Origin of the sequence: Delftia sp. 60 (assembly GCF_002754395.1) — a bacterium.
Lineage (GTDB): Bacteria > Pseudomonadota > Gammaproteobacteria > Burkholderiales > Burkholderiaceae_C > Comamonas > Comamonas acidovorans.
In genome coordinates this window covers 3,033,358-3,049,826 of sequence record NZ_PEFD01000001.1, presented here as the reverse complement: position 1 = coordinate 3,049,826, position 16,469 = coordinate 3,033,358, and the positions used below count along the sequence as shown (strand labels likewise).

12 protein-coding genes and 1 tRNA gene are annotated in these 16,469 nt (G+C 66.9%); 7 read left to right on the top strand and 6 right to left on the bottom strand.

Going from position 1 to position 16,469, the window contains the following annotated elements:
• The first annotated feature begins 31 nt into the window (after positions 1-31).
• A complete protein-coding gene (locus tag CLV01_RS13835; RefSeq protein ID WP_099734063.1) occupies positions 32-1,279 on the top strand; it encodes a CaiB/BaiF CoA transferase family protein in 1,248 nt (415 codons plus the stop codon).
• Between the two features lie 145 nt (positions 1,280-1,424).
• Positions 1,425-2,480, top strand: coding sequence for a Bug family tripartite tricarboxylate transporter substrate binding protein (locus tag CLV01_RS13830; RefSeq protein ID WP_099734064.1), 1,056 nt, complete (start codon positions 1,425-1,427; stop codon positions 2,478-2,480).
• A 96-nt stretch (positions 2,481-2,576) separates the two neighbouring features.
• Here CLV01_RS13830 and CLV01_RS13825 read toward each other — a convergent pair whose 3' ends face one another.
• A complete protein-coding gene (locus CLV01_RS13825; RefSeq protein WP_071955063.1) occupies positions 2,577-5,189 on the bottom strand; it encodes an arginine/lysine/ornithine decarboxylase in 2,613 nt (870 codons plus the stop codon).
• Positions 5,190-5,338: 149 nt separating this feature from the next.
• On the opposite strand from CLV01_RS13825, the gene CLV01_RS13820 reads away from it, so the two are divergent.
• Together CLV01_RS13820 and CLV01_RS13815 are read left to right on the top strand one after the other, a co-directional pair.
• Positions 5,339-5,764 carry an NfeD family protein gene (locus CLV01_RS13820; protein ID WP_012204811.1) on the top strand — a complete coding sequence of 142 codons (426 nt, stop codon included), beginning with the start codon at positions 5,339-5,341 and terminating at the stop codon, positions 5,762-5,764.
• A gap of 100 nt (positions 5,765-5,864) precedes the next feature.
• On the top strand, positions 5,865-6,782 hold the full coding sequence (locus CLV01_RS13815; protein WP_012204810.1) for an SPFH domain-containing protein: 918 nt from the start codon (positions 5,865-5,867) through the stop codon (positions 6,780-6,782).
• A 45-nt stretch (positions 6,783-6,827) separates the two neighbouring features.
• On the opposite strand, the gene CLV01_RS13810 is transcribed toward CLV01_RS13815, so the two are convergent.
• A complete protein-coding gene (locus CLV01_RS13810) occupies positions 6,828-7,232 on the bottom strand; it encodes a tautomerase family protein (RefSeq protein ID WP_099734065.1) in 405 nt (134 codons plus the stop codon).
• 196 nt (positions 7,233-7,428) lie between these two features.
• Here CLV01_RS13810 and CLV01_RS13805 point away from each other — a divergent pair, with 196 nt between their 5' ends.
• Both CLV01_RS13805 and CLV01_RS13800 read left to right on the top strand, forming a co-directional pair.
• The gene (locus CLV01_RS13805) at positions 7,429-8,400 is read left to right on the top strand and encodes a LysR substrate-binding domain-containing protein (protein WP_099734066.1); all 972 of its coding nucleotides are present in this window, start codon (positions 7,429-7,431) and stop codon (positions 8,398-8,400) included.
• 13 nt (positions 8,401-8,413) lie between these two features.
• A tRNA-Ser gene (locus tag CLV01_RS13800) sits at positions 8,414-8,503 on the top strand.
• Between the two features lie 127 nt (positions 8,504-8,630).
• Here CLV01_RS13800 and CLV01_RS13795 read toward each other — a convergent pair.
• Both CLV01_RS13795 and CLV01_RS13790 read right to left on the bottom strand, forming a co-directional pair.
• On the bottom strand, positions 8,631-9,698 hold the full coding sequence (locus tag CLV01_RS13795) for a 2,3-butanediol dehydrogenase (protein ID WP_013803056.1): 1,068 nt from the start codon (positions 9,696-9,698) through the stop codon (positions 8,631-8,633).
• A gap of 69 nt (positions 9,699-9,767) precedes the next feature.
• On the bottom strand, positions 9,768-11,570 hold the full coding sequence (locus CLV01_RS13790) for an NAD(P)/FAD-dependent oxidoreductase (RefSeq protein ID WP_099734067.1): 1,803 nt from the start codon (positions 11,568-11,570) through the stop codon (positions 9,768-9,770).
• A gap of 320 nt (positions 11,571-11,890) precedes the next feature.
• Here CLV01_RS13790 and CLV01_RS13785 point away from each other — a divergent pair, with 320 nt between their 5' ends.
• Entirely contained in the window at positions 11,891-13,840 is a 1,950-nt protein-coding gene (locus CLV01_RS13785) for a sigma-54-dependent Fis family transcriptional regulator (protein WP_099734068.1), read from the top strand.
• Here the strand turns inward: CLV01_RS13785 and CLV01_RS29110 are convergent.
• A complete protein-coding gene (locus tag CLV01_RS29110) occupies positions 13,764-14,318 on the bottom strand; it encodes a hypothetical protein (RefSeq protein WP_180288391.1) in 555 nt (184 codons plus the stop codon). The genes CLV01_RS13785 and CLV01_RS29110 overlap by 77 nt on opposite strands.
• 187 nt (positions 14,319-14,505) lie before the next feature.
• On the bottom strand, positions 14,506-16,437 hold the full coding sequence (locus CLV01_RS13775; protein WP_099734069.1) for a hybrid sensor histidine kinase/response regulator: 1,932 nt from the start codon (positions 16,435-16,437) through the stop codon (positions 14,506-14,508).
• Positions 16,438-16,469 lie beyond the last annotated feature (32 nt).

Below are 16,469 nucleotides of genomic sequence, written 5' to 3'. Positions count from 1 at the left end.
GACAACCCCCACATTCATTCACCGTTTTTCCATGAGCCAACCCAACTCCCCCGACACGGCCGCAGGCCAGACCGCGCCCCTGCCCTACGCAGGCATACGCGTGGTCGAGTTCACCCACATGGTCATGGGCCCGTCCTGCGGCATGATGCTGGCCGACCTGGGCGCCGAAGTCGTCAAGATCGAGCCGGTGGGCCACGGCCGCGACGGCGATGCCACGCGCAAGCTGCTGGGCTCGGGCTCGGGCTTTTTCCCGCTGTTCAACCGCAACAAGAAAAGCCTGACGCTGGACCTGCAGACCGAGGAAGGCAAGCAGGCCGCGCTGCGCCTGATCGCCACGGCCGACGTGGTCTGCGAGAACTTCAAGCCCGGCACCATGCGCAAGCTGGGCCTGGACTACGACAGCCTCAAGGACCGCTTCGAGCGTCTCATCTACGTGAGCCACAAGGGCTTTCTGCCCGGCCCCTACGAGCACCGCACGGCGCTGGACGAAGTGGTGCAGATGATGGGCGGCCTGGCCTACATGACGGGCCGCCCCGGCGACCCGCTTCGCGCGGGCGCCAGCGTCAACGACATCATGGGCGGCATGTTCGGCGCCATGGGCGCGATGGCCGCCCTGGCCCAGCGCGAGAAGACCGGGCGCGGCCAGGAAGTGCAAAGCGCGCTGTTCGAGAACAACATCTTCCTGGTCGCCCAGCACATGATGCAGTTCGCCGTCACCGGCAAGCCGGCCGCGCCCATGCCGGCACGCATCTCGGCCTGGGCCATCTACGACGTGTTCGAAGTCCGGGACGGCGAGCAGATCTTCCTGGCCGTGGTCAGCGATGGCGCCTGGCGCCTGTTCTGCGACGCCTTCGGCCTGGGCGAGCTGCGCGACGATCCGCGCCTTGGCAGCAACAACGACCGCGTACTGGCGCGCAGCTGGCTGATGCCGCTGCTGCGCGAGAAGATGGCCCCGCACAGCGCCGCCCACATTGCAGAGATCTTCGAGAAGAACGGCCTGCCCTTCGCGCCCATCGCACGCCCGCAGGACCTGCTGGAAGACCCGCACCTGAACGCCACGGGCGCGCTGGCCCCCATCACCCTGCCCGATGGCCGCGAGACCAAGACCGTGCTGCTGCCCTTCACGCTGGACGGCAAGCGCCTGGATGTGCGCCTGTCGCCACCGCGCCTGGGCGAGCACAGCCTGGAGATCCTCACCGCCCTGGGCTACAGCAGCGAGCAGGCCCTGGCCCTGGCCCGGGGCGACGCCACCGACAGCCACGCCAAGGCTTCCCACTGAAGCCAGGCTGAGCCACTGAAGGCGCCGCCGTCCACCCGGCGCGCGGCGCCCCTGCAACCTTGCACCCCATCCACCCCACACCGGACGACGCTTGCCGCGCGCCCGGCGGGGAGGCCTTTTCCCAAAAATTCCCGGAGACAACACCATGCCCGCCATCCACCGCAACCCGACCGCCCAAAACCGGACACAGGCACAGACCCAGGCCCGCCCTTGTTCCGCCCCGCGCCGCCAGTTGCTGCTGTGCGCCCTGCCCGCATTGGCTGCCGCCCTGCTCCCGCTGGCGGCCCAGGCCCAGCCTGACCAATGGCCCTCACGCGCCGTCCGCATGGTCGTGCCCTACACGCCGGGCGGCGGCACGGACGCGGTCACGCGCCAGATCAGCGAGCGCGTGGGCACGCTGAACAAATGGACCGTGGTCGTGGACAACAAGCCCGGCGCGGGCGGCAACATCGGCCTGGATGCAGTGGCCAAGTCCGCGCCGGATGGCTATACCTTCGGCATGGGCCAGACCGCCAACCTCGCCATCAACCCCGCCCTGCTGCCCAGCATGCCCTTCAACCCTCGCACCGACCTGATCCCCGTGGCCCTGGTCGCCGCCCAGCCCACGGTGCTGGTCGTGCCGCAGGACTCGCCATGGAAGTCGGTGCAGGACCTGGTCAAGGCCGCCAAGGCCGACCCGGGCGGCATCCGCCAGGGACTGGCATCGACGGGCACGGTAGGCCACCTGGCCGGCGAGATGCTGGCCTTCAAGGCCGGCATCCAGGTGCTCAACGTGCCCTACAAGGGCGCAGCGCCGGCCGTGACCGACCTGCTGGGCAAGCAGACGCACTACATGTTCGGCACGCCCCAGGCCGTCTATCCGCTGCTCAAGGGCGGCAAGCTGCGCGCCCTGGCCGTGACCTCGGCCAAGCGCCTGCCCATCCTGCCCGAGGTGCCCACCGTGGCCGAGTCGGGCTATGCAGGCTTCGAGGCCGTGGACTGGAAGCTCATCGTCGCGCCCAAGGGCACGCCGGCTGCCATCGTGCAGAAGATGAACACCGCCGTGAACGCGGCCCTGCAGCAGCCCGCCGTGCAGCAGCAACTGCAGGCCGAGGGCAGCACGGCCCTGGGCGGCGGCATCCAGGATGCGGCCCAATACCTGCTCAAGGAACAGACGGACTGGGCCGCGCTGATCCGCGACGCAAAGATACGCCTGGAGTGACCCCGGAATAACAACGCCGCAGCGGCGCAATGAAAAAGGCGCGGAGCCCCTTTCGGGACCCGCGCCTTTTTGATGGGCCGTCAGCCGGCCCGGCGATCAGATCGTGCGGCCGAAGGGACCATCGTCCCCCACCTGCACCATCTTGCGACCGCGTGCAGGCTTGGCTGCCGTGCCGACTTCAGGCGCGGCGGGCTGCGCCTTGCGCGCTGCGGGGCGCTTGGCAGGCGCCTTGACCCCGGTGACCGCGGCGGCCTTGGCAACCTTGGCGGCCGGCTTGGCTGCCGGTTTCGCGGCTGCCTTGGCAACTGTCTTGGCGGCTGCCTTGGCCGCAGGCTTGGCTGCAGTCTTCACGGCCTTCTTCGCAGCAGGCTTGCCACCTGCCGGCGTCTTGCGCGCCGGCGCGGTCCCGGCCACGCAGTCGGCGTAGTAGCGCACTTCGCCATCTTCGCCTTGCAGCTCCACCAGGCCGTGGATGTCGGTCTCGAAGCCCGGGCACTCCTTGGCGAACTCGCGCGCAAACAGCAGGTAGTCCACGATCTTGCGGTTGAACACTTCGCCGGGAATCAGCAGCGGAATGCCGGGCGGGTACGGCGTGACCAGGCCCACGGTGATGCGGCCTTCCAGGTGGTCGATCTCCACGCGCTCGGTCTTGCGCTGCGCGATGTGGGCGTAGGCATCGGTGGGCTTCATGGCGGGCTGCAGGTCCGACAGGTACATCTCGGTCGTCAGGCGGGCGATGTCGTACTTGGCGTACAGCTGGTGCACGTGCTGGCACAGGTCGCGCAGGCCCATGCGCTCGTAGCGGCGGTGCTGCTGGCAGAACTCGGGCAGGATGCGCGCCAGCGGCTGGTTGCGGTCGTAGTCGTCCTTGAACTGCTGCAGCGCCGTCAGCATGGTGTTCCAGCGGCCCTTGGTGATGCCGATGGTGAACATGATGAAGAACGAGTACAGGCCCGTCTTCTCCACCACCACGCCATGCTCGGCCAGGTACTTGGTCACGATGGAGGCGGGGATGCCCGTGTCCGAGAAATCGCCGTCCAGGTCCAGGCCCGGCGTCACGATGGTGGACTTGATCGGGTCCAGCATGTTGAAGCCGTCGGCCAGCTCGCCGAAGCCGTGCCAGTTGTCGAACTCCTTGCCGTTCTTGGCCTTGGAGCGCTTGGGTGCCGCGTCATGGCCGCGGATGATCCAGTCCTGGGCCGAGCCCACGCCTTCATCGGCCAGCTTCTCGGGACCCCAGACCTCGAACCACCAGTCGTCGTCGCCGAACTCGTCCTCCACCTTGCGCATGGCGCGGCGGAAGTCCAGCGCTTCCAGAATGGACTCCTCCACCAGGGCCGTGCCGCCGGGCGGCTCCATCATCGCGGCGGCCACGTCGCAGCTGGCGATGATGCTGTACTGCGGGCTGGTCGAGGTGTGCATCAGGTACGCCTCGTTGAACAGGTGGTGGTCCAGCTTTTCGGTCTGGCTGTCCTGCACCAGCACATGCGAGGCCTGGCTGATGCCGGCCAGCAGCTTGTGGATGGACTGCGTGGCATACACCACCGAGTGCTTGGGGCGCGCGCGCTTCTTGCCCATGGCGTGGTAGCTGCCATAGAACGGGTGGAAGGCCGCGTGCGGCAGCCAGGCCTCATCGAAGTGCAGGTTGGCCACATAGCCGTCCAGCATGCTCTTGATGGTCTCGGTGTTGTAGAGCACGCCGTCGTAGGTGGACTGCGTCAGCGTCAGCACGCGCGGCTTGACCGTCTTGGCATCCACGCCCTTGAGCAGCGGATTGGCCGCGATCTTGGCCTGGATGGACTCCACCGAGAACTCGCTTTGCGGGATCGGGCCGATGATGCCGAAGTGGTTGCGCGTGGGCTTGAGGAACACCGGAATCGCACCCGTCATGATGATGGAGTGCAGGATGGACTTGTGGCAGTTGCGGTCCACCACCACCACGTCGCCGGGCGCCACGGCGTGGTGCCACACGATCTTGTTCGACGTGGACGTGCCGTTGGTCACGAAGTAGCAATGGTCGGCATTGAAGATGCGGGCGGCATTGCGCTCGCTCTCGCCGATGGCGCCGTTGTGGTCCAGCAGCTGGCCCAGCTCCTCCACCGCGTTGCACACGTCGGCGCGCAGCATGTTCTCGCCGTAGAACTGGTGGTACATCTGGCCCACGGGGCTTTTCAGGAAGGCCACGCCTCCCGAGTGTCCGGGGCAGTGCCAGCTGTAGGAGCCGTCTTCCGCATAGTCCAGCAGCGCCTTGAAGAACGGCGGCTGCACGCCTTCCAGGTAGCTCTTGGCTTCGCGGATGATGTGCTTGGCCACGAACTCCGGCGTGTCCTCGAACATGTGGATGAAGCCGTGCAGCTCGCGCAGGATGTCGTTGGGCAGGTGGCGGCTGGTCTTGGTCTCGCCGTAGATGTAGATCGGCACATCGGCGTTCTTGCGCCGCACTTCGCCGATGAAGCTGCGCAGGCTGTGGATCACGGGATCGGTTCCGCCATCGCCCAGCGAGAACTCCTCGTCATCGATGGACAGAATGAAGGCACTGGCCCGGCTTTGCTGCTGCGCGAATTGCGACAGGTCGCCATAGCTGGTCACGCCCAGCACCTCGAAACCTTCTTCCTCGATGGCCTGGGCCAGGGCGCGGATGCCCAGGCCCGAGGTGTTCTCGGAGCGGTAGTCCTCGTCGATGATGACGATGGGAAAGCGAAACTTCATGGGGGCAGCCTCCGTAACCTGAGCGGGCCAAAAAACGAAACAGGCGCGAAGTGTAAGGAATATCCTTATTGCGCCTTTGAAGCGTGCGGATTTTCACCCAGAATGTGCTGCACTAAACACAAGCAACTGTCACAAAGGGAGTCTCACGCATGGAATATTCCACCATCTGGTGGCTAGTCGCCGGCGCCTTGGTCATCGCCGAGCTGCTGACCGGCAGCTTCTATCTGCTGATGCTGGCGCTGGGCGCCATCGTCGGCGCGCTGTGCGCGCATGCGGGTCTGGCGCCCATTGCACAGATCATCATCGCCGCCGCGCTGGGCAGCGCCTTCGTGCTGGCCTGCTATCTGGTGCGCCGCCGCCAGCCCAGCCGCCAGCCGGCATCGAGCAACCGCGATGTCAACCTCGACATAGGCGAGTCCGTCATGGTCGAGCAATGGAATTCCGACGGCACGGCCCAGGTCCGCTACCGTGGCGCCCAATGGACCGTGATCGGCCGCCCGGGCAACCTGCCCTCGGCCGGCATGCACCGCGTGGCCGAGGTCGTCGGCAACCGGCTGCTCGTGGACAAGCTCTGAGCCACCGCTGCACCTCTTGCGCACACCTGGGGATGCAGTCCTCGCGCCCCTTCGCCTCACCCTCTTGTTTCACTGAATGCCCTCCGGGCTTGGAGACACCATGGAAATCGCCATCGTCATCGCCGTCATCGCGGCCATCTTCATCGCACGATCCGTCAAGGTCGTGCCCCAGCAGCACGCCTGGGTCAAGGAACGCCTAGGCAAGTACGCCGGCACGCTCACGCCGGGCCTGAACTTCCTCGTGCCCTTCGTGGATCGCGTGGCCTACAAGCACAGCCTCAAGGAAATCCCGCTGGATGTGCCCAGCCAGGTCTGCATCACGCGCGACAACACCCAGCTGCAGGTGGACGGCATCCTCTACTTCCAGGTCACCGATCCCATGCGCGCCAGCTACGGCTCGTCCAACTACATCATGGCCGTCACCCAGCTGGCCCAGACCTCGCTGCGCAGCGTGATCGGCAAGCTCGAGCTGGACAAGACCTTCGAGGAGCGCGACATGATCAATGCCCAGGTCGTCTCCGCCATCGACGAGGCCGCGCTCAACTGGGGCGTGAAGGTGCTGCGCTATGAAATCAAGGACCTGACGCCGCCGGCCGAAATCCTGCGCTCCATGCAGGCCCAGATCACGGCCGAGCGCGAAAAGCGCGCCCTGATCGCCGCATCCGAAGGCCGCCGCCAGGAACAGATCAACATTGCCACCGGCGAGCGCGAAGCCTTCATCGCACGCTCCGAAGGCGAGAAGCAGGCCGTCATCAACAAGGCCCAGGGCGAGGCCGAATCCATCAAGGCCGTGGCCGACGCCACCGCCCAGGCCATCGAACGCGTGGCCAACGCCATCCGCCAGCCCGGCGGCGAACAGGCCGTGCAGCTCAAGGTGGCCGAAAAGGCCGTCGAGGCCTACAGCCAGGTGGCATCGGACGCCACCACCACCTTGATCGTTCCCAGCAACATGACCGAGGTATCGAGCCTGATCACCTCGGCCATGAAGATGATCCAGACCGGACAGCGCACCAGCTGAGATCCGCCGGAACCCCACGAAGAACGGGCCATCGCGGCCCGTTTTTCATTGCGCGCCGGTCTGCTGCACCAGTGCCATGGCGAAGCGCCCATGGCCCACGGACCAGTCCGAGTAGTCGTTCTCATGCATGAAGATGAACACATCGGCCGGCGCAACCCCGGCCCCCTCGTGCAGGTTGCGCGCAATGGCCGCATACAAGGCCTTCTTCATCACATCGCTGCGTCCGCGCCGCATGGTGATCTCGACCACCACTACCGCATCCGAACGCGCCACCCCGTTGAAACTGCGGCTGAACGCGAACTGCCCGGGAGCGTACGGGTGCACCATGTTGAACAGCTCGTCCTCGGGCATGCCAATGCCTTGCACCAGCGCCTGGTGGATGCCCTGCACGACGGCATCGCGCTGGGAAGTGGAGGTGGACTGGGGCAGATAGGTGTGGACGAAGGGCATGGTGCTATGTGCTTTGGGATCGAATGGAGAGGGAGAGTCCGGCCAGAATCCACGCAGGATTGCCGGCCGAAGCGGCAAATCTATCCACCAGCCCATTGCCTGAAAAGCGATGATTTGGCCGGTTCTATGTACCTGGAACTCACATAGCCTCCACCCGCCCGTGACCCGACTCGTGACCCGACTCATGACCCCACCCATGACCCGCCGCCTGCCCCCGCTGGCCGCCCTGCGCGCCTTTGAAGCTGCCGCACGCCTGGGCCGCATGACGGCGGCGGCAGACGAGCTGTGCGTCTCACCCGGCGCCGTCAGCCGCCAGGTACGGCAGCTGGAGCAGCACCTGGGCCTGGCGCTGTTCGCGGGCACCAAGACCCGCCCCACGCTCACCGCAGCGGCGCGCACCCTGCAGCCCGCGCTCACCCAGGCCTTCGAGCAGATCCATGAGGCGGTGCGCAGCCTGGGCGACGCCCACGAAGGCCCGCTGGACGTGGCCTGCTTCAGCACCTTCACCGTCAAATGGCTGATCCCCCGGCTGTTCGACTTCCACGCGCACCACCCCGGCATCGAGGTGCGCCTGCGCACCACGGACACCGGCACCGACGCTGCACGCGAAGGCTGCGACCTGCTCATTACGGCCATCCCCACCGACAGCAGCGGCAACAGCGGCCAGGCCATTGCAGACGACGAGTTGGCCCTGCCGCTTTTCGACGAGTACCTGGGCCCCGTGATGTCCCCCGCCATGGCCGGGCCTGTCGCGCGGCCCCAGGACCTGGTCAGCCTCCCCTTGCTGCACACGCGCGGCCGGCGCGATGCCTGGGACCTGTGGGCCGCCTCCATGGACATGGCCCCACCCGCAGCGGCCGGCCCCGTCTACGAGCACTACTACTTCACGCTGGAAGCGGCCCTGCGCGGCCTGGGTGCAGCCGTTGCTCCCTGGCACCTGGTGATGGACGACGTGCAGGCCGGCCGCCTGCTGGCCCCCTTCGGCTTCACGGCCTCCGGCTACCGCTACCTGGCACTGCGCCGCAGCACCGCCGCGCCTGCCCGGCTCGACACCCTGTGCACGTGGCTGCAGGCGCAGGTGCGGGCCATGCCGCAAGTGCCAGCCGTCCAAGGCATGCCGATCACGCAGGCAGGCAACTTCGCCGCAGCTCCCAAAAATCGATGCTAGAATCGCGGTCTTCGGAGAGGTGGATGAGCGGTTTAAGTCGCACGCCTGGAAAGCGTGTGTGGGCTAATCCCCACCGCGGGTTCGAATCCCGCCCTCTCCGCCAAAATGATCTAAGCCCTTGATTGATTCAATCAAGGGCTTTTTTCTTTGTGCAGCGTGTGACCGCACGGCAGGCATCAGGCGAACCCGCTCCTGATCGCAGCGGGTTCGATTCAGGCCTGCCGCCCGGGCTACCTGAGCCGTGGCTGCACGATGATCTTCACCGCCGATTCGTTGTTGTGAATCAGCGTGTCAAAGCCCTGCGCCACCAGGTCATCGAGCTGGATGCGCTGGGTGATGAAGGGCTCAAGGTTGATCTTGCCCTCCTCGACCAGCTTGATGGTTTCCTGGTGGTCGTTGCAGTAGGCAATGGTGCCGCGCACGTCCAGCTCCTTCATGACCACGCTGTGCACGTTGATGGTGGCCGGATGGCTCCAGATGGACACGATCACCACCACGCCCGTGGCCTTCGTCACGGCCACCAGCGTGTCCAGCACCTTGTTCACGCTGGAGCATTCGAACGACACATCCACGCCCTTGCCGCCGGTGAGCTTCATCACCTCGGCCACCACGTCCACTTCGGAGGGGTCGAGGATGTGATCGGCCACGCCCGATTCACGCGCCTTCTGCTTGCGCTTGGCGCTCAGTTCGGTGATGACCACCGTCAGGCCCTTGGCCTTCAGGATGGCGGACAGCAGCAGGCCGATGGGCCCTGCGCCGCCGACCAGCGCCACATCACCCGCCTTCGCGCCGCTGCGGGTGTAGGCATGGTGGCCCACGGACAGCGGCTCGATCAGCGCGGCCTGGTCCAGTGGAATGGCATTGGAGATCGGGTGCACCCAGCGGCGCTTGACCGCAATCCGCTCGGACAGCCCGCCGCCGCGCCCGCCCAGGCCGATGAAATTCATGTCCTTGGACAGGTGGTAGTGGTCGCCCGGCCCCGTGGGCACGTCGTCGGCCACGATGTAGGGCTCCACCACGACGTGCTGACCGACCTTGATATCGTCGACGCCCGCGCCCACGGCGTACACCACGCCGGAGAACTCGTGCCCCATGGTGATGGGTGCGGACTCGCCCGAGATGGGGTGCGGATGGCCGCAGGGCGGAATGAAGATCGGCCCTTCCATGAACTCATGCAAATCCGTGCCGCAGATGCCGCACCAGGCCACCTCGATGCCCACGGTACCGGGCTCCACCACGGGTTCGGGGATGTCTTCGATGCGGATGTCGCCCCGGTCGTAGAAACGTGCTGCTTTCATGATTGAACTTTCTGTTTTGCAAGGCTGGGTTGGCGGGCGGCACAGCCGCCCCATGGCGATTATTCGGCCTTACCGCAGGTGATGAACTTGCTGCAGGTCATAGACACGCACTGGCAGGCCTTCCTGCCGCGCCTTGAGCTGCAGCGCCAGGTACAGCGAGTAGTGGCGCGACTGGTGCAGGTTGCCGCCGTGGAACCACAGCGCCTCTTGCTGCGTGGGCTTCCACATGTTGCGCTGCTCACCCTCCCACGGTCCCGGGTCCTTGGTGGTGTCCGAGCCCAGGCCCCAGACCTTGCCCACCTTGTCTGCCACCTCCTGGCTGATCAGGTCGGCCACCCAGCCGTTCATGGAGCCATAGCCGGTCGCGTAGACCACCAGGTCCGCCGGCAGCTCGGTGCCATCGGCCAGCACCACCGCGTTTTCCGACAGGTGGCTGATCTGCTTGCCCGCCTGCAGCTTGATGCTGCCGTCGATCACCAGATCGCAGGCCCCCACGTCGATGTAGTAGCCCGAGGCGCGGCGCAGGTACTTCATGAAAAGACCCGAGTTGTCATCCCCGAAGTCCAGCATGAAGCCGGTCGCCTCCAGCTGGCGGTAGAACTGAGCGTCGCGCTCGCGGATGCGGTCGTACACCGGCACCTGGAAGTCGGCCATGATGCGGTAGGGCAGCGAGGCGAAGATCAGGTCCGCCTTCCTGGTCGTCACGCCGCTGGCCACGGCGCGCTCCGAATACAGGTCGCCCAGGCCGATGTCCATCAGCGAATCGGAGCGCACGATGTGCGTGGACGAGCGCTGCACCATGGTCACATCGGCGCCGTGCTCCCACAGGGCCGCGCAGATGTCGTGCGCCGAATTGTTGGCGCCGATCACCACCACCTTCTTGCCCGCATAGGCATCCGGGCCATGGTGCTGGGACGAGTGCTGCTGCTCGCCCTTGAAGACGTCCTGGCCCTTGATCTTGGGCACATTCGCCTTGCCCGACATGCCGGTGGCGAACACCACATGCCTGGGGCGCAGCACCTGCGTCTCGCCGTTGCGCTCCACGGTCACTTCCCATTCCTGCCCGTCCTCATCGAAGCGGGCGTTCAGGCAATCGGTGGAGGGCCAGTAGTTGACCTCCATCACCTTGGTGTACATCTCCAGCCAGTCGCCGATCTTGTCCTTGGGCGCGAACACGGGCCAGTTGTCCGGGAACGGCATGTACGGCAGGTGGTCGTACCAGACCGGGTCGTGCAGGCACAGCGATTTATAGCGGTTGCGCCACTGGTCGCCGGGGCGCGCCTGGCGGTCGATGACGATGTGCGATACCCCCAGCTGGCGCAGCCGCGCGCCCAGCGCAATGCCGCCCTGGCCGCCGCCGATGACGAGCACGAAAGGCTGCTTGTCGCGGCCCAGCTCCTGCGCCTCCTGCTGGCGGCGCTCCAGCCAGGTCTGGCGGCCACGCCGGATGCCGTGCTCGGCCCCCATCGGGCGGCGCGTGCCCATGGGTTCCTCATGGCCCTTGAGCTCCTGGGCGGCCGTCAGCAGCGTCCAGATGCGCCCGTCCTTGATGCGGACATGGCCGCCGCCGCGCGCATGGCGCGTGTCGATCACGATCCAGGCGGACACCACGCCATCGGCCTCCTCCACCGCCTCGCGCTCGTCCAGCGAAAAGCGCACGGGCGCCGCGGCGTCCAGCTGCGCAGCCAGCATGTCGGCGATCTGGCTGCGCCCTTCCATGGTCTTGATGTTCCAGGTCAGCAACACCAGGTCGCGCCAGTAGCATTCATCGGCGAACAGGCGGCTGGCGGCCGCGAAGTCGCGGTCTCCCAGGGCATGGTTGAGTTGGTCTAGCAGCGCCTTGGCGCGGGCGTTGGGCGTCGTATCGGTCATGGTTGTCTCCTTGATGCGTTCATGCCCGCTGGTTTTTCTTCGGGCAGGCGTTCTTACGCAATCACCATGCCAGGCAGGCCCGGCGGCAGGATGCGCCAGGCAAATCAAGGGGTTGCCTGCGCGCCTCCGGTACAAACCCTGCGCCTTGCACCCCGCTGCCCGGCGTTGCCGCCCGCGACAGGTGGGGCAGCCCTGCGACACCTGTCGCACCAGGCGTGCTGCAGCGCAGCAGGGGCAGTGGGTAAGTCTTGATTGGCGCTGCACCGTGCAGGGCACAGAATCGTCTGCGGCACGTTCAAAGCCCGCATCGACTCCACGCCATGCCCCTGCAGTCCTACGCCTCGCACATCCAGGAAATCGAAGCCTTCGGCCTCGGCTACTCCAACCGCGGCCAAGAGCGCGACCGCGCCGTGCTGCGCAGCTGGCGCCGCTGCATCGACTCCCACCGGCTTGACCCGGCGCATACCAGCGAAGCCCACATCGTGACCGACGGCCAGCTGCGCGCGCACCGCGAGGAGTCCGAGCCGCTGATCCACATCGCCCGCCATGCGCTGGAGCGGCTGTACCAGCAGCTCAAGGGCCTGGACTACGTGCTGCTGCTGGCGGACCGGCACGGCGTGGCCGTGGACTTCCTCGGGCACGAGGCCGATGCTGGCGACCTGCGCCGCGCGGGCCTGTACCTGGGCGCGCAGTGGCGCGAGGACCACTCGGGCACCTCGGCCGTGGGCGCCTGCCTGGAAACGGGCGAGGCGCTGACCGTGCACCAGAGCGACCATTTCGACTTCACCCACACCGGCCTGTCCTGCACGGCCGCGCCCATCTACGACATGCACGGCGAACTCGCGGCGGTGCTGGACCTGTCGCTGCTGCGCTCGCCCGCCGAGCGGGCCAGCCAGAACCTGGCGCTGAACCTCGTCGTGGCCGCTGCGCGGCGCGTGGAGCAGGCCAACCTGATGGCCCAGTCCGGCCAGGACTGGGTGGTGCGCCTGGCGCAGTCGCCCGATTTCCTCGACGTCGATCCCGACGCCTCCATCAGCGTGGACGCACGGGGCCGCATCCGCGCCATGACCCACGCGGGCGCCCGCCTGCTGGTGTCCGCCGCGCAGCTGGACTGGCGCCAGCGCCACAAGCTCATCGGCCAGCCGCTGGAACGCTTCTTCGACGTGGACCTGCGCCACCTGCCCGAGCTGCGCCGCCATCGCCCGGCGCAGGAGCGCATCATCCGCGCCCGCGACGGCAGCATCCTCTTCGCCCATGCCATGGAGCCACAGCGCCCGACACGCCGCCTGCGTGCGCAGGCCATGCCGGCGCAGCCCCCGCTGCCGGCAGCGCTGCAGGCGCTGGACACGGGCGATGCCAAGCTGCAGACGCTGCTGCGCAAGGCCGCACGGCTCGCGCCGCAAACGCTGCCCATCCTGGTGCAGGGGGAGACCGGCGCAGGCAAGGAATACCTGGCCCGCGCGCTGCATGCCAGCAGCGGCCGCAGCGGCGCCTTCGTCGCCATCAACTGCGCGGCCATTCCAGAGGCGCTGCTGGAAAGCGAGCTGTTCGGCTACCTGCCCGGCACCTGGACCGGCGGCTCCAGCAAGGGCCGCGAGGGCCTGATCGCCGCGGCGCACGAAGGCACGCTGTTCCTCGACGAGATCGGCGATATGCCACTGGCCCTGCAAGCCAAGCTGCTGCGTGTCCTGTCCGAATCCGAAATCACCCCGCTGGGCGCCCGCGCGCCACGGGCCGTGTCCGTTCGCGTCATCTCGGCCTCGCACCGGCCGCTGGCCGAACTGGTGCGGCGCGGCAGCTTCCGCGAAGACCTGCTTTACCGCCTCAATGCCGCCGAGCTGCAACTGCCCGCGCTGCGCCAGCGCAGCGACCTGCAGGCCATTGCCGACCAGATGCTGGCCACGCTGGGCAGCCATCTGCACCTGGGCGACGCGGCCCGCGCGCTGCTGGCCGCGCACGCCTGGCCCGGCAATCTGCGCGAGCTGCACAACGCGCTGCGCTACGCCGCAGCCCTGTGCGGGCACGATGGCGACGGCACCATCGAGCCCGACCACCTGCCCGACGCACTGCACGGCACCCCACCCTGCACCGCCGCCCTGGCCAGCAACACCAGCGAGCCCGCCGCACAGGCGCTGGAGCAACTGCTTGCCCAATGCCAGGGCAACGTCTCCGAGGCGGCGCGCCAGCTCGGCGTCAGCCGCTCCACCATCCACCGCCGCATCCAGCAGCTGCAGCTTGGCGTGCGGCATGCCCAATGGCGCGGGCCATAGGGCCGAGCGGCAACCGGCAACCGGCAATCCCGAAGCGTCGCTGACACGGTGTTACAGCAGCTGCGGCGTTCACCAGTAGATTGGCGCGTTTCGTCCATTGCAGCCCCAAAAAAAGATGAAACCCAAGATCAACTTCATTGAACGCGAGCGCCTGTTCCGGCGGGAACTGAAACGGCGAAAGGTCAGGTTCCTGCCCATGCAGGTATTGCGCCGGCTGTTCGAGAAGGCAGGTGTCTGAGCCCTCCCCCACGGCTGCAAACAACTGGAGCAGGTCCGGCTGCGCATGCAGCCTGGCCAAACCCGCCGCATTCAGCGCTACACTGCCCGGCTCGCTGCCCATGGGCCATGCAATGAATACGGCCGGGTGACTTGGCATGTATGGGCAGCTTTGGCTTTGGATTGCCCTAGAAAACCAGATCAAGATGACTGCCATCAACACTGCGCTCACGTTGGCCTGGATGCTTTCCTTGATCGTCATACCCGTTCTTGTTTTTCTAAAAACAAGGATGCCGCGGAGTACCTCCGCACAGCAAGTCATCAGTGATTACGACGCGCAATTGGCGTCGATTGAAGCCCACCTGCAGGCCAATCGCGCCATTGTTTCCACCCTGCCATCTTGATGTGATGGCTTGCGAAAACGCTTCGCAGGCCATCTCCATGGGGGCTCACGCCCTCACCAACTGATGCAGCAACTGGCTCAGATCCTCCTGTGAATACGGCTTGGCCAGCCGCGTCATTCCAGGCGGCAGCGCCGGGATGTCTGCAAAGCCGCTGGCCAGGATGAAATTCAAGCCCGGATACCGCTGCGCAATGTGTTCGGCCAGCTCGACGCCGTTCATGCCGGGCATGGCGTAGTCGGAGATGACCACGTCAAAGCGTGCCTGGCGCGCCAGCAGGTCGATGGCCTCCTGCCCGGCGCCGAGGGCCGTGACACGGTGGCCCAGGTCCTCCAGCAGGGCCGAGGCGTTGGCCAGCACCAGCGGGTCGTCATCCACCAGCAGCACGTCCATGGGCCCCACGTCCTGCGTGCGCTGGGTGCCCAGGTGGCAGGCCGTGCTCTCGTCCTTGGAGATGGGCATCCACATCTCCACCGTGGTGCCGTTGCCCGGTGTGCTGTGCAGCACGAGCTTGCCGCCGGATTGGGCCACCAGCCCGTCCACCATGGCCAGGCCCAGGCCGGTGCCCTTGCCCACGCCCTTGGTGGTGAAGAAGGGCTCGACCACGCGGGACAGCGTCTGCTCGTCCATGCCCTCGCCGGTATCCTCCACGCGCACGCAGACATAAGAGCCTGCGGCAAGGCCTGCAAGCTGGCGCGGCAGCATCGTTTCCACGGCCGCCGCGATCTTGATGACGCCGCCGCCCGGCATGGCGTCGCGCGAGTTGGCGACAAGGTTGAGCATGCTGCTCTCGAACTGGCTGGGGTCGGTGAGGATGCGCGGCAGGTTGGCGGCCAGGGCCATCTTGAGAAAGATATGCGGGCCGGCCGCCTGCTGCAGCAGGCCTTGCAGGCCCGACAGCAGCACCGCCACGTCCACGGCCTCCGTCTTCAATTCCTGCTGCCGCGCAAAGGCCATCATGCGCTGGGTCAGCGAGGCGCCACGCTGGGCGCCGCGCGTGGCAGTCTCCACCAGCGCGCGCAGCCGCTCGTCGGGCGGCATGCGCTTGCGCAGCAGCTCCAGGCTGCTGAGCACGGCCATCAGCAGGTTGTTGAAGTCATGGGCCACGCCGCCCGTGAAGCGGCCGATGGCCTCCATCTTCAAGGCCTGGCGCAGCTGGGATTCGGCGGCCTTGCGCTCGGTCACATCGCGGGTGACCTTGGCAAAGCCGATCAGCCGGCCGTCATCGTAGATGGCATCGATGACCACCGAGGCCCAAAAGCGCGAGCCATCCTTGCGCACGCGCAGGCCTTCGGCCTCCATGCGGCCCGTGCTGACCGCCGTGCGCAGCCCCGCCTGGGGCAGCCCGGCCTGCTGGTCTTCGGGCGTGTAAAAGCGCGAGAAATGGGTGTTGAGGACCTCCTCCTCCTCATAGCCCTTGATGCGCTTGGCGCCCAGGTTCCAGCTCACGATGCGGCCTTCGGGGTCGAGCATGTAGATCGCATAGTCGGTCACGCTTTGCACCAGCAAGGCAAAGCTGCGCTCGGCGCTGGAAAGCGGGCTGGACAGGGGCGGCGGCGCTGCAGGCGGGTGCGCATCGGCCTCGCGCACGCACAGCAGCAACGCCGGGCTGCCGTCCGGCAGCCGTATGCGCGATGTGCTCGAAGCCACGGGCCGCTCGCGCCCTGAACAGGTCAGCAGCGGCCAGCAGCTGGACTGCCTAGGCTGTGCGGCCTGGGCAGGAGGCTCCCATTGGCGGCTTGCCCAGCCTGAACGCGCAGCCTGGGCGACGAAACGCTCTTCGAAAACGCTGCCCTCCAGCGCATCTCCGGGGTGGTCTAGCAGGCTGCGGGCCTGGCGGTTGCAGTGGGCCAGACGGCCGTCGAGCCCGACGACAAAGACGGCGTCGGGAAACGCATCCAGAACGGCGTGGCCCGGGTCAAGGGGCAAAAGAGCGTCGGAGCCTGGAGAGGCCGACGCCAGACCATTCGAGGTCAGCATGTGAGCGACTCCGTAGGCAAATGGGTTGAATG

What these genes read in the sequence shown, in the direction of transcription:
- CLV01_RS13775 (WP_099734069.1), bottom strand. Translation starts at nt 16,437, where the DNA reads ATGCTGACCTCGAATGGTCTGGCGTCGGCCTCTCCAGGCTCCGACGCT.
- CLV01_RS13820 (WP_012204811.1), top strand. Translation starts at nt 5,339, where the DNA reads ATGGAATATTCCACCATCTGGTGGCTAGTCGCCGGCGCCTTGGTCATC.
- CLV01_RS13825 (WP_071955063.1), bottom strand. Translation starts at nt 5,189, where the DNA reads ATGAAGTTTCGCTTTCCCATCGTCATCATCGACGAGGACTACCGCTCC.
- CLV01_RS13805 (WP_099734066.1), top strand. Translation starts at nt 7,429, where the DNA reads ATGACCCGCCGCCTGCCCCCGCTGGCCGCCCTGCGCGCCTTTGAAGCT.
- CLV01_RS13785 (WP_099734068.1), top strand. Translation starts at nt 11,891, where the DNA reads ATGCCCCTGCAGTCCTACGCCTCGCACATCCAGGAAATCGAAGCCTTC.
- CLV01_RS13810 (WP_099734065.1), bottom strand. Translation starts at nt 7,232, where the DNA reads ATGCCCTTCGTCCACACCTATCTGCCCCAGTCCACCTCCACTTCCCAG.
- CLV01_RS13815 (WP_012204810.1), top strand. Translation starts at nt 5,865, where the DNA reads ATGGAAATCGCCATCGTCATCGCCGTCATCGCGGCCATCTTCATCGCA.
- CLV01_RS29110 (WP_180288391.1), bottom strand. Translation starts at nt 14,318, where the DNA reads ATGACGATCAAGGAAAGCATCCAGGCCAACGTGAGCGCAGTGTTGATG.
- CLV01_RS13835 (WP_099734063.1), top strand. Translation starts at nt 32, where the DNA reads ATGAGCCAACCCAACTCCCCCGACACGGCCGCAGGCCAGACCGCGCCC.
- CLV01_RS13795 (WP_013803056.1), bottom strand. Translation starts at nt 9,698, where the DNA reads ATGAAAGCAGCACGTTTCTACGACCGGGGCGACATCCGCATCGAAGAC.
- CLV01_RS13790 (WP_099734067.1), bottom strand. Translation starts at nt 11,570, where the DNA reads ATGACCGATACGACGCCCAACGCCCGCGCCAAGGCGCTGCTAGACCAA.
- CLV01_RS13830 (WP_099734064.1), top strand. Translation starts at nt 1,425, where the DNA reads ATGCCCGCCATCCACCGCAACCCGACCGCCCAAAACCGGACACAGGCA.